The organism is Pseudomonas sp. CCNWLW23 (genome assembly GCF_037095675.1).
Lineage (GTDB): Bacteria > Pseudomonadota > Gammaproteobacteria > Pseudomonadales > Pseudomonadaceae > Aquipseudomonas > Aquipseudomonas atacamensis.
On record NZ_JBAWKM010000001.1, the window covers coordinates 673,663 to 686,277 of the forward strand.

General features: G+C 59.4%; 12 protein-coding genes. 2 read left to right on the forward strand and 10 right to left on the reverse strand.

Translation table 11 applies throughout. The features are described from left to right. Positions 1 to 10: 10 nt before the first annotated feature. From V8J63_RS03065 to V8J63_RS03110, 10 genes are all read right to left on the reverse strand, one after another. On the reverse strand, positions 11 to 1,972 hold the full coding sequence (locus V8J63_RS03065) for a DUF7844 domain-containing protein (RefSeq protein WP_130903249.1): 1,962 nt from the start codon (positions 1,970 to 1,972) through the stop codon (positions 11 to 13). Next, complete coding sequence (locus V8J63_RS03070; RefSeq protein ID WP_041476450.1) at positions 1,969 to 2,289, reverse strand: DUF2388 domain-containing protein; 321 nt, start codon at positions 2,287 to 2,289, stop codon at positions 1,969 to 1,971. The genes V8J63_RS03065 and V8J63_RS03070 overlap by 4 nt, the downstream gene beginning before the upstream one ends. A gap of 27 nt (positions 2,290 to 2,316) precedes the next feature. After that, entirely contained in the window at positions 2,317 to 2,634 is a 318-nt protein-coding gene (locus V8J63_RS03075) for a DUF2388 domain-containing protein (RefSeq protein WP_024015031.1), read from the reverse strand. A 108-nt stretch (positions 2,635 to 2,742) separates the two neighbouring features. Further along, entirely contained in the window at positions 2,743 to 3,060 is a 318-nt protein-coding gene (locus V8J63_RS03080) for a DUF2388 domain-containing protein (RefSeq protein ID WP_122612907.1), read from the reverse strand. 332 nt (positions 3,061 to 3,392) lie between these two features. Then, complete coding sequence (locus V8J63_RS03085; RefSeq protein WP_007911656.1) at positions 3,393 to 3,608, reverse strand: DUF1127 domain-containing protein; 216 nt, start codon at positions 3,606 to 3,608, stop codon at positions 3,393 to 3,395. Positions 3,609 to 3,929: 321 nt separating this feature from the next. Continuing rightward, entirely contained in the window at positions 3,930 to 5,423 is a 1,494-nt protein-coding gene (locus V8J63_RS03090) for an acetyl-CoA hydrolase/transferase family protein (RefSeq protein ID WP_130903250.1), read from the reverse strand. Positions 5,424 to 5,637: 214 nt separating this feature from the next. Continuing rightward, complete coding sequence (locus tag V8J63_RS03095) at positions 5,638 to 7,071, reverse strand: NAD(P)(+) transhydrogenase (Re/Si-specific) subunit beta (protein WP_110644713.1); 1,434 nt, start codon at positions 7,069 to 7,071, stop codon at positions 5,638 to 5,640. Next, a complete protein-coding gene (locus tag V8J63_RS03100) occupies positions 7,071 to 7,391 on the reverse strand; it encodes an NAD(P) transhydrogenase subunit alpha (protein ID WP_003220416.1) in 321 nt (106 codons plus the stop codon). Before V8J63_RS03100 ends, V8J63_RS03095 begins: the two co-directional genes overlap by 1 nt. A gap of 15 nt (positions 7,392 to 7,406) precedes the next feature. Then, positions 7,407 to 8,528 (reverse strand): Re/Si-specific NAD(P)(+) transhydrogenase subunit alpha, encoded by a 1,122-nt coding sequence (locus tag V8J63_RS03105; RefSeq protein WP_123441957.1) that lies wholly within the window; start codon positions 8,526 to 8,528, stop codon positions 7,407 to 7,409. A 434-nt stretch (positions 8,529 to 8,962) separates the two neighbouring features. Further along, the gene (locus V8J63_RS03110; protein ID WP_130888824.1) at positions 8,963 to 9,862 is read right to left on the reverse strand and encodes a LysR family transcriptional regulator; all 900 of its coding nucleotides are present in this window, start codon (positions 9,860 to 9,862) and stop codon (positions 8,963 to 8,965) included. Between the two features lie 157 nt (positions 9,863 to 10,019). On the opposite strand from V8J63_RS03110, the gene V8J63_RS03115 reads away from it, so the two are divergent. Then, complete coding sequence (locus V8J63_RS03115; RefSeq protein ID WP_130903251.1) at positions 10,020 to 11,201, forward strand: acyl-CoA dehydrogenase; 1,182 nt, start codon at positions 10,020 to 10,022, stop codon at positions 11,199 to 11,201. Between the two features lie 14 nt (positions 11,202 to 11,215). Next, positions 11,216 to 12,436, forward strand: a complete 1,221-nt coding sequence (locus V8J63_RS03120; RefSeq protein WP_130903252.1) for a CaiB/BaiF CoA transferase family protein — start codon at positions 11,216 to 11,218, stop codon at positions 12,434 to 12,436. Positions 12,437 to 12,615 lie beyond the last annotated feature (179 nt).

The window sequence follows — 12,615 nt, forward strand, 5'->3', positions numbered from 1 at the left end:
TTTTTTGTGCTCAGGGTAATTGCAGTCCGCCCGAAGCCTTGTGCAGTTTGCGCAGATGCTCGCCAATCTGCTTGACGTTGGCCTCGCTGGCGGCAATCTCGGCGGCGCGCTTGGGTTCAAGCAGCTTGCGCACTTCGGTATCGAGATCGCCGGACAGTGCCAGCAGCTTCTTCTGCCGCTGGCTGCTTTCCGCTTCCAGTCGGCCGAACTCGCTCGGCTGAGGCAGTCCGTAACCTTTGGAGTCGAGCAGTTCCGCCGGGCGGCTGAGGAAACCACTGTTGGCGAGGATCTCCTGCAAGGTCGCATTGGCTTTGTCCATGCCGCCGTTTTCCAGCTCGCGGGCACCGAGGTAGCGTTGCTTGACCTCGTCCTGGGCCAGCAATAACTGCCGGCGGAAACTGGCTTGCTCGAGCAGCAACAGCGCCGCGCTGGTGCGCAGGTCGGCGCGGTCGAACCATTCGCGGCGTTGTTCAGCGCTGAGTGACAGCCAGTCTTCGACAGTGGTCTGCTTGATCGGCAGCTGCTTCTTCAATACATCGAACATCGCTTGATAGCGATCGCGGAACGAGTCGAAGCGGTAACCCAGGCGCAGCGCTTCTTTCGGATTGTCGAGCACACTGGTATCGGCCAGACCACGGCCCTTGAGCACTTCCAGCAAGCCGTTGGGCATGATGCTGTCTAGCCCGACCAGTTGGCTGTTATTGCTGCCGCTGCGCAACAGTTTCAAACCCTCTACCGCGCAGTTGTTGGACAGGAAGAAATAGTTGCCGTCGTAGCTCCAGTGCATCTCGGCAGCATGTTCGACCACGCCCTCGATCTCCTCGCGAGACAGGTTCAGCGGCACTGAAGCGAGGCTGCGCAGCTCGGTCTTGGTGTATTCGTCGATCACTTGCGCCAGCGGCAACACGAACAGCCGTGACGGGTATTTGCCGACCAGTCCGTCCCAGCTCGACAGCTGCACATCGCCAACGAAAGCGCGATAGGACAGAACCAGGTGCTGATCGAGGTCGAGGCGGCAATCCGGGCCACGCGGGCGACCGGGGGCGCAGATCACCAGGCGCAGCATGCTGTGACCCCAGCGGCTGACCCAGTTCTGATTGGCCTCGGCCAGCAGGTAATCGACCGCGTAGACCCGTTCCGGATCGACTTGCCCCAGAGGCTGCTTGGCGAAGTCATTGCCCGCATTGAGAAAGGCGAAGCTCTTGCTGCAGGTGTCCTGCGCTGGCGGCGCCCAGCCGAAATGTTCCTTGTAATAGCGATACAGCGCCGGGCGGCGGCAGGCGTAGCTCGGGTCGAGGAGGAAGTACTCCATGTTGACCGCGACGAATTCCTTGGGACTGGAGATCTCGTAAAGATCCGGACTGCGGGCGATCTGGCGGTTGTGTTGTTCACGCTCGCCACGGCGGCCGACGTACTGTTGCCACCCGGCCAGATCGAGCAGGCGCGGGTCATCGCTGATGGTGAAGCGGCGACCGTTCTGCCCGCGACACTCATCGGGAATGCCGATCAGCCCGGCGCTGTTGAAGCGTCGGGTGCAGCGCTGGATCAACGTGCGCTCGGCGCTCGGCCATAAACGCGCGCGGTCGTAGATATGCGTGATTTCGTGCAGCACTGTGGCCAGCAGTTCCTGGCGCACAGTGCCGTGAGGACGATTGGTTTTCTCTTTCGCCGCGCTGCCATCGGTGAGGCTGGCGAGCAGCTTGCGGTTCAGATCGAGCTCGGACACCAGCGTCGCCTGCCCGTAAGCGTTGGCAGGCATGTCGTCGGTCCAGCCGACGTCGATGCGCCGATCCAGCCGCTCGATGAAGCTCGGCGGCAGTTTCGCCATCGCCTCATCGATCAGCGCCTGACTGGCCTGTTGTTGAGCCGGGCTCAGACCCTCGGTCTTGAGCCGCAATTGCAGGCCGGCGTGGGCGCTGTTGCCAAGCAGCAACAACGCCCCGGCCAGCAGCCAGGCGCCAACGGACTTCACAGTGCGAGAATGGCTTCGGCGAGTACCTGATCACTGGCGTCGCGCGCTTCCGGCACGCGAGTGCGCAAGGTGTTGAGGGCGGCTTCGAGGTGCGCGCCACGGATGTCACCGTTGCTGGCGACGAAACTGGCGGCGTCGTCGTGGGCTTCGCGGATGATTTTCGAATCGCGAATCGACGTGGTGGTATCGGAAGTGAAATCGATGCTGCGCTGGGAGGCACGAACGATGATGTTACTGGTGGCTACCAGGGTGTGCGCCTGGGCCACATCGGCCAACACAAACAGGCCAAGGGCGGCAGCAATCAGCGGGCTACGCATGGAACGACTCCGGAAGGACAAGGATAACTATTGGACGAGAATTGCCTCTGCCAGTTCAAGGTCGCTGGCATGAAGTTTCGGCCGGGTTTTGCGCAGGTAATGCAGCGCGGACTCCAGCCGTGCGCCTCGCCATTCACCGTCACTGGCAACAAAGGCGGCCGCATCATCATGGGCGGCGAGCAGCAGTTTACGGTCGAACGGCGCAGAAGACACCATGCTGGTCGCGTAACCGCTGACAACCGTGCCTTGGGTCGATGCATTGAAAGCATCGAAGGCATTGGCAGACATCGCCCAGCAGGCGCTGAACAAGGCAGAAGAGATGAGCAGGTTTGGAAGAAAGCGCATGGGACTCGACAACTGTTAACGAGCCTGAAGGCTAGCGCAAATGCCCGGGCCAGAGCCAGCGTTGAAACATCGGGACACGGCTGGCGTGTCCCGCAATACCGCAAACGATCAGAGGGTCAGAATGGCCTGAGCCAATTGGGCATCGGTGGCATTGAGTTGTGGCGCCTGATGGCGGATGTGATCGAGCGCGCTTTCCAGCTTCACTCCACGAATATCGCCTTCGCTGGCCACGAAGCTGGCGGCATCGTCGCGGGCGGCGAGGACAATCTTGTCGTCACGGAACGAGGAGGTCACATCGGAAGTGGCGTCGGAAGTGGCTTTAAGCGCGCCGACGATCGAGTCGGTGGTCACGATGAAGCTGGTAGCACTGGCGTTGGCAGCCATGGCCAGCAGGGCGGCGGCACTGAGCAGGCGAAGACGGGTCATGATGGAACTCCTTTGGATAAACCGTAGTGAGAGGTGGCTCGGTATCTGAGGAGTCAGACGCCTGTTGCACAACGTTCGCCACGTTCTGCATGGATATTAGGCTGCCAGATGCGGTTCGCCCAGTGGTGGCCAGTGATACTTCAAAGGTCCTGGATAACTGTACCGGTATTATTCTAGTGTTTCGTAAATTGTACCTGTGCTCGTTCAGGGTGTGTTTAAGAGCATCCAAGGCCCTGAAACGACAAAACCCGTCGTGGTTGCCCACGACGGGTTCTGCTTGTGCAATTCGGGTTGCTGGCGGTGGGTCTGACGACCAGAGCCAGCGACGCTGCTTAGCGCCAGAACGGCTTGCTCAGCTCTTCGTAGCGTTGTGCTTCGCTGATACCGGCATCAGCCAGCAGACGCGAATCCAGACGGGCCAATTGGTGGCGGCTGGAGATGCGGCGCTGCCACAACATCAGGTTGGCAATAACGCGCAGAGGCAGGGAAGCCTGGGTGTTTACAGCTTTGTCTTCGAAGAACAGTTCGGAACTGAGTGTACGTTCCATGGTTGACATCCTTCCGCTTGTGGCGGGATCAGGTAGTGGTTTGACTGGTGCCCATGATCCTCTCGTTTGGATAGTCTCTGTAGATACAGTTCATTTGTATTGTGAGTGAGCAGTTAACTGTTTATGGATGGTGTACGGGTCGAAATTGGGCAAACTGTACCTGTCCGCACTTGATTGGTGCATTTCCGCTCGTATCAGGGGATTGAGTAGGGCTTTGCTGTAGGAAAAGACCGGTACAGCAGTACAGTTTTCGACGATTATTCTCCTAGCGAAGATCCATCGACGCAAAACTGTGTTTGCGTCGATGGATATCTGTGTGAATCACACCGCCAGCATGCGCCCGGTTTCTTCCAGGTTCACATGCCAGCTCAGCGCTTCGCGCAGAATGTGCGGGGTGTGACCGCCGATTGCACAGGCAGCGCTGAAGTAGTCATTCAGTGCCTGGCGAAAGTCCGGATGCACGCAGTTGTCGATGATCACTCGTGCACGCTCCCGTGGCGCCAGGCCACGCAGGTCGGCGAGGCCGACCTCGGTCACCAGAATGTCGACGTCATGCTCGGTATGGTCGACGTGGCTGACCATCGGCACCACGCTGGAAATCGCGCCACCCTTGGCGATCGACTTGGTCACGAATACCGCCAGATGCGCATTGCGCGCGAAGTCGCCGGAGCCGCCGATGCCGTTCATCATCCGCGTACCGCAGACATGGGTGGAGTTGACGTTGCCGTAGATGTCGAACTCCAGCGCGGTGTTGATGCCGATGATGCCCAGACGGCGCACCACTTCCGGGTGATTAGAGATCTCCTGCGGCCGCAGAATCAGTTTGTCCTTGTACTTCTCCAGGTTGCCGAACACGTCGCTGTTGCGCCGCTCGGACAGGGTGATCGAACTGCCCGAGGCGAAGCTCAGCTTGCCGGCATCGATCAGGTCGAAAGTCGAGTCCTGCAGCACTTCCGAATACATGGTCAGGTCTTCGAACGGCGAGTCGATCAAGCCGCACATCACCGCGTTGGCGATGTTGCCAATGCCAGCCTGCAGCGGGCCGAGCTTGTTGGTCATGCGGCCGGCCGCGACTTCCTGCTTGAAGAAGGTGATCAGGTGTTCGGCGATGGCATTGGTATCAACGTCCGGTACCGACACTGTGGACGGCGAGTCCGACTGCTGAGTGATGACAATCGCAACGATCTTCTCCGGCGGAATCGGAATTGCCGTGCTGCCGATGCGATCGTCGACTTTCACCAGCGGGATTGGCGTGCGCGTCGGGCGGTACGTCGGGATATAGATGTCGTGCAGGCCTTCGAGGTTGGCGTTGTGGGCGAGGTTGATCTCGACGATCACTTGTTTGGCGAAGATCGCGAAGCTGGCCGAGTTGCCCACCGAAGTGGTCGGCACGATATGGCCTTGTTCAGTGATGGCGACTGCCTCGATGACGGCAATGTCCGGCAGCTTTAATTGCTGGTTGCGCAACTGCTCTACGGTTTCCGAGAGATGCTGGTCAATGAACATCACTTCGCCGGCGTTGATTGCCTTGCGCAACGTGCTGTCGACCTGAAACGGCATGCGCCGCGACAGCACGCCGGCCTCGGTCAGTTGCTTGTCGAGGTCGTTGCCCAGGCTGGCGCCGGTCATCAGGCTGATCTTCAGCGGCGTGACCTTGGCGCGCTCGGCCAGTGCATGGGGAACGGCCTTGGCTTCGCCGGCGCGGGTGAAACCGCTCATGCCGACGGTCATGCCGTCCTCAATCAGAGCAGCGGCGTCGGCAGCGCTCATCACTTTGTCCAACAACGAAGGCAGGCGAATACGGTCACGGTACATGGATTATTATCTCGGGCAACGAGTAGCAGGATGCGCAGTCTAGTTAATTTGGCCGGCGCCTGTCCCGCTACCAAGGTCGCAAACGAGGCCTCTATTTCGCGGGTTTGCAGTAAAACACCGTTACCGGATCTGCAACAACGCGGCAAATTGTCCAGCGTCTGGCGCAACCAAAAACGCCCCGACAGGTCGGGGCGTTCGCTATTGCAGTGGTGAATTACTCGACCGCTTTGACCATGTCTTCGATGACTTTCTTCGCGTCGCCGAAAACCATCATTGTCTTGTCCAGATAGAACAGTTCGTTGTCCAGACCGGCGTAGCCGCTGGCCATCGAGCGCTTGTTGACGATGATGGTCTTGGCCTTGAACGCTTCGAGAATCGGCATGCCGGCAATCGGCGACTTCGGATCGTTCTTCGCGGCCGGGTTGACCACGTCGTTCGCACCGAGCACCAGCACCACGTCGGCCTGACCGAACTCGGAGTTGATGTCTTCCATCTCGAACACCTGGTCGTAAGGCACTTCGGCCTCGGCGAGCAGGACGTTCATGTGCCCAGGCATGCGACCGGCCACCGGGTGAATCGCGTACTTCACGGTCACGCCGCGATGGGTCAGCTTCTCGGTCAGTTCCTTCAGTGCGTGTTGTGCACGGGCGACTGCCAGACCGTAGCCCGGGACGATGATCACGGTGTCGGCGTTGGTCAGCAGGAAGGTTGCGTCATCAGCCGAGCCGGATTTCACCGGACGGGCTTCCTGCGCACCGGCAGGACCTGCGTCTGCCGTATTGCCGAAGCCGCCGAGCAGCACATTAAAGAAGGAACGGTTCATCGCCTTGCACATGATGTACGAGAGGATCGCACCGCTCGAACCCACCAGCGAGCCGGCAATGATCAGCATCGAGTTGTTCAGCGAGAAACCGATGCCCGCCGCCGCCCAGCCGGAATAGCTGTTGAGCATCGACACCACCACCGGCATGTCGGCGCCGCCGATCGGGATGATGATCAGCACGCCCATCACGAACGCCAGAGCCAGCATCAGTGCGAATGCAGTGAGGTTGCCGGTGAACATGAAGGTCAGGCCGAGCACCAGCGTAGCCAGACCCAGAACCGCATTGAGTTTGTGCTGACCGGCGAACTGTACCGGTGCGCCCTGGAACAGACGGAACTTGTATTTGCCCGAGAGCTTGCCGAAGGCGATCACCGAACCCGAGAAGGTGATCGCACCGATCGCAGCACCGAGGAACAGCTCCAGACGGTTGCCTGCCGGAATCGCATCGCCCAGTTGTTTAACGATACCCAACGACTGCGGCTCAACTACCGCCGCAATAGCAATGAACACCGCCGCGAGGCCGATCATGCTGTGCATGAACGCTACCAGTTCCGGCATCTTGGTCATTTCAACGCGCTTGGCCATGATCGAGCCGGCGGTACCGCCGACCAGCAAGCCAACGATCACATAACCGATACCAGCCGTAGCCAGCTCAGCGCCCAATTTATAGATGAGGCCGACCGTGGTGAGGATCGCCAACGCCATGCCAAGCATGCCGAACAGGTTGCCGCGCCGCGAAGTGGTCGGGTGCGACAGGCCTTTGAGGGCCTGGATAAAGCAGATCGACGCGATCAGGTAGAGCGTCGTGACGAGATTCATGCTCATTACTTCGGCGCCTCTTCTTTTGCTTTCGGGGCTTTCTTCTTGAACATCTCAAGCATGCGGCGGGTGACCAGGAAGCCACCAAACACATTGACCGCCGCCAGTGCCACGGCCAGCGTGCCCATGGTCTTGCCCAGCGGCGTAACGGTCAGCGCAGCGGCGAGCATGGCGCCGACGATCACGATCGCGGAAATGGCATTGGTCACCGCCATCAACGGCGTGTGCAGCGCAGGCGTAACGTTCCAGACCACGTGGTAACCGACATAAATCGCCAGCACGAAGATGATCAGGTTGTAGATACCGGGGGAGATAAGCTCTTCCATCGTCTGAATCCCTGCTTAGGCGTTTTTGCGGATGACTTGGCCGTCGCGGCACATCAGGCACGCGGCGACGATGTCGTCTTCGAGGTTGACGTCGAACTGGCCTTCCTTGGTGAACACCAGCTTGAGGAAGTCCAGCAGGTTGCGTGCGTACAGCGCCGAAGCATCGGCAGCGACTTCACCGGCGAGGTTGGTCGGGCCAACGATGGTCACACCGTTTTCCACAACGACCTGATCGGCGACGGTCAGTGGGCAGTTGCCACCCTGGGCGGCGGCGAGGTCGATGACCACCGAGCCCGGTTTCATCTGTGCCACGGTCTCGGCGCTGAGCAGCGTCGGCGCTTTGCGGCCCGGAATCAGTGCGGTGGTGATGACGATATCGGCCTGCTTGGCGCGCTCGTGCACAGCCTGCGCCTGGCGCTGCATCCAGCTCGCCGGCATCGGCCGCGCGTAACCGCCGACACCGACGGCACATTCGCGCTCTTCATCGGTCTCGTAAGGCACGTCGACGAACTTGGCGCCGAGGGATTCGATCTGTTCCTTCACCGCTGGACGCACGTCGGAGGCTTCGATCACCGCACCCAGACGTTTCGCTGTGGCAATCGCCTGCAAACCGGCCACGCCCGCGCCGAGAATCAGCACGCGCGCCGCTTTCACGGTGCCCGCAGCAGTCATCAGCATCGGCATGAAGCGTGGGTAATAGTGAGCCGCGAGCAACACCGCTTTGTAGCCGGCGATATTCGCCTGCGACGACAGCACATCAAGACTCTGCGCCCGCGAGGTACGCGGCGCCGCTTCGAGGGCGAACGCGGTAATGCCGCACTCGGCCATCTTCGCGATGGTCTCGTTGTTGAATGGGTTGAGCATGCCCACCAGCACCGCACCGCGCTTGATCAGCGTCAGTTCGGCATCGCTTGGCGCGATCACTTTGAGAATCAGCTCGGCGCCAAACGCGTCATTGGCGCTGCCAATGCTTGCGCCGGCCGCTTCATAGGCACTGTCGACGATACTGGCTTTGACGCCAGCGCCGCTTTGCACAGTGACCTTATGGCCTTGGCTGATCAGCTTCTTGATGGTTTCCGGGGTTGCAGCAACCCGTGTTTCACCGGTCTGGGTTTCGAGAGGAACACCAATGTGCACGTCAAATCTCCTGCGTGATCTTATTGAGTAAACCCATGCACTACGGATGGTGCGACTGGGGCGGCCGATCAGCACGATCCCGCCGAATCAGGGCGGGGCGCGGCATTTTGCAGGCGAACTTTATGCCCTTCAAGGGATTATGACGGGTGACGAAAAATTAACTACAAGTCATGCCGTGACCGAATGTCGCAGATGACCAGTTGAACCCCTTGTAGACCGTGCCCTGCATGGATTCTGGCTGAATTTGAAAAAAATTCGCATCGGTGGCGTGAATAGGCAGCAATGAGTCGCCATTAGAGGCTGAAAGCCACGTGTTTGGAAGCTTGGGGGACGTCTGTACGACTTTCGGATACAGTCTGCGCAAAAGCGACAAATAGTTATATCTGTAGGGCTTTGATTTTCCTGACTACGGGGTTAAGTATTGCGCAAAGCCTTTATTCTTCTAGGCTGTAGCTCTGCGCTTGATTTACCAGCCAGTCGCGAAATGCCTTCAGCGATGCCGATTCGACCTTTCGCTCCGGAATCATCAGGTAATAGGCCTTGATGCTGGAGAGCGCTTGAGGGTTGGCAACCACCAGACGTTTCTCTGCCAGCTCGCGCTGGATCAGAAACGGCGGAATCAGCGCGACGCCCATGTCGTGCATGGCTGCCTGGGCAAGCATGGAGAATAGCTCGTAGCGCGGACCTGTCATGTCGCGAGGGATATTCAGTTGCTGCGAGTTGAACCATTGGCGCCAGGCGTAAGGTCGTGTGGTCTGCTGCAGCAGCGGTAGCTCGGCGATGGCTTGCGCTGTCAGCTGCGTGTGATCGCCGAGTAGGGAGGGGCTGCACACCGGCATCGGATTTTCGCCCATCAACCTGTGGGATTCGGTACCCGACCAATCGGCATCACCGAAATAGATCGCGGCATCGAATTCGGTATCGGCAAACAGGAAAGGCCGAGTGCGGTTGGTCAGGTTGACGGTCACTTCCGGGTGCTTGAGCTGAAAATCCTTGAGCCGTGGCAGCAGCCATTGCGTGCCGAAGGTCGGGACGACGGCGAGCTCGATAACGTTGGTGCCCTGCTGGCCCATCACCGAAAGGGTGTCGCGCTCCACCGCATCGAGCTGAGTCGCCACCCGGCGACTGTAGGAAAGACCCGCCTCGGTCAGTTTCACTCCACGTCGCGAGCGTCGGAACAACTCGACGCTGAGGAAGTCTTCCAGGCTGGCGATCTGTCGGCAAATGGCGCCTTGGGTGAGCGACAGTTCTTCAGCAGCACGGGTAAAGCTCTCATGGCGGGCGGCAGCTTCGAAACTGATCAGGGCGGCGGTGCTGGGGATCTTCCTGCGCATGTACGTCAACCTCACTAATGCGCCGCATAAAAGGCTATTCGCGACGTTTCGGAGTGAGAAATTAGCACAACAGGATGCGAAATCCTCGTTTGCCGCGATGGCGAACCGCGCCTAGGATCAATGCCACGTTAATTCACCCGATTGCGAGGGCACACTCATGGGCGGTAATGCTAGTTTCAATTGGATCGATCCCCTGCTGCTGGATCAACAGCTCACCGAAGAAGAGCGGATGATCCGCGACACCGCCGCGCAGTTCGCTCAACAGAGTCTGGCGCCGCGTGTGCTCGAAGCTTTCCGTCATGAGAAGACCGATCCGGCAATCTTCCGCGAGATGGGTGAAGTCGGCCTGCTCGGTGCGACCATTCCCGAACAATACGGTGGCAGCGGTCTGAACTATGTCAGCTACGGTCTGATTGCCCGAGAGGTCGAGCGCGTCGACTCCGGCTACCGCTCGATGATGAGCGTGCAATCCTCGCTAGTGATGGTGCCGATTAACGAATTCGGCACCGAGGCACAGAAACAGAAGTATCTGCCGAAGCTGGCATCCGGCGAATGGATCGGTTGCTTTGGCCTGACCGAGCCGAACCATGGTTCCGATCCGGGCGCGATGATAAGCCGGGCGCGCAAAGTCGATGGCGGCTACAGCCTGACTGGCGCGAAGATGTGGATCACCAACAGCCCGATCGCTGACGTATTCGTGGTCTGGGCCAAGGACGATGCTGGCGACATCCGTGGTTTCGTTCTGGAGAAAGGCTGGAAAGGTCTGAGCGCTCCGGCGATTCACGGCAAGGTCGGCCTGCGCGCTTCGATCACCGGTGAGATTGTCATGGACAACGTGTTCGTGCCGGAAGAAAACATCTTCCCGGATGTCCGTGGCCTGAAAGGCCCGTTCACCTGCCTCAATTCCGCACGCTATGGCATTTCCTGGGGCGCGCTGGGCGCGGCCGAATTCTGCTGGCACACCGCGCGCCAATACACTCTGGATCGTCAGCAGTTCGGTCGTCCGCTGGCCGCAACTCAGCTGGTACAGAAGAAACTCGCCGACATGCAGACCGAGATCACTCTGGCACTGCAAGGCTGCCTGCGCTTGGGCCGGATGAAGGACGAAGGTACCGCCGCCGTTGAAATCACTTCGATCATGAAGCGCAACTCCTGCGGCAAGTCGCTGGATATCGCGCGGATGGCGCGGGACATGCTCGGTGGTAACGGCATCTCCGATGAGTTCGGCGTGGCCCGTCACCTCGTCAACCTGGAAGTGGTGAATACCTATGAAGGTACCCATGACGTTCACGCGCTGATCCTCGGGCGTGCGCAAACCGGTCTGCAAGCGTTCTATTAACAGGAGGGCGGACCATGGGCGCACTGTCGCATCTGCGGGTACTGGATTTATCGCGAGTACTGGCCGGGCCTTGGGCCGGGCAAATCCTCGCCGACCTTGGCGCCGAAGTGATTAAGGTCGAGCGCCCGGGCAATGGTGATGACACCCGCGCCTGGGGGCCGCCCTTCCTTAAAGACGCTTACGGCGAGAACACGTCGGAAGCGGCTTATTACCTCTCGGCAAACCGCAACAAGCAATCGGTCACCATCGACTTCACCCGGCCTGAAGGGCAGAAGCTGGTGCGCGACCTGGCAGCAAAGTCGGACATTCTGATTGAGAATTTTAAAGTAGGTGGTCTGGCGGCCTATGGTCTGGACTATGAGTCGCTGAGGGCTTTCAACCCGAACCTGATCTACTGCTCAATCACCGGCTTTGGCCAGACCGGGCCTTATGCCAAGCGTGCGGGCTATGACTTCATGATCCAGGGGCTCGGCGGCTTGATGAGTTTGACCGGCCGACCCGAAGGAGACGACGGTGCCGGGCCGGTGAAAGTGGGCGTGGCGCTGACGGATATTCTTACCGGGCTGTATTCGACGGTGGCGATCCTCGCGGCATTGGCTCATCGCGATCACGACGGTGGCGGCCAGCACATCGATATGGCGTTGCTGGATGTACAGGTCGCGTGTCTGGCGAACCAGGCGATGAACTACCTGACCACCGGCAATGCGCCGAAGCGCCTGGGCAATGCGCATCCGAATATCGTGCCTTATCAGGACTTTCCTACGGCGGATGGCGACTTCATTCTCACCGTGGGTAATGACGGGCAGTTCCGCAAGTTCGCCGAGGTCGCGGGGCAACCGCAGTGGGCGGATGATCCGCGCTTCGCGACCAACAAGCTGCGGGTAGCGAACCGCGCGGTGCTGATCCCGTTGATCCGCCAAGCTACGGTCTTCAAGACCACGGCGGAGTGGGTTGCACAACTGGAGCTGGCGGGTGTGCCTTGTGGGCCGATCAATGATCTGTCGCAGGTGTTTGAGGATCCACAAGTGAAGGCGCGCGGTCTGGCGATCGAACTGCCTCATGCATTGGCGGGGATGGTGCCCCAGGTGGCCAGCCCGATTCGATTGTCGGAGACGCCCGTTGAATATCGTCATGCGCCTCCTTTATTAGGTGAGCACACGTTAGAGGTTCTGCAGCGTGTGCTGGGTCTGGGGGCGGGTGCGGTGGCTATGTTGAAGGAGGAGGGCGTCCTTTAAGTCTTCTTCTATATAGAAGAAGCTCTTTTCTCATCTCATTGGGTGTTTTTTAACCAATACGCAAGTTATTGGAAGAAAAGCGAAATTAACGGTTGACGGCAGATTCCAGAGGTCTATAATTCGCCCCACTTCCGGCGCAGTCGAAACGGAAAACTCCTTGAGATTCAAAGAGTTACGCA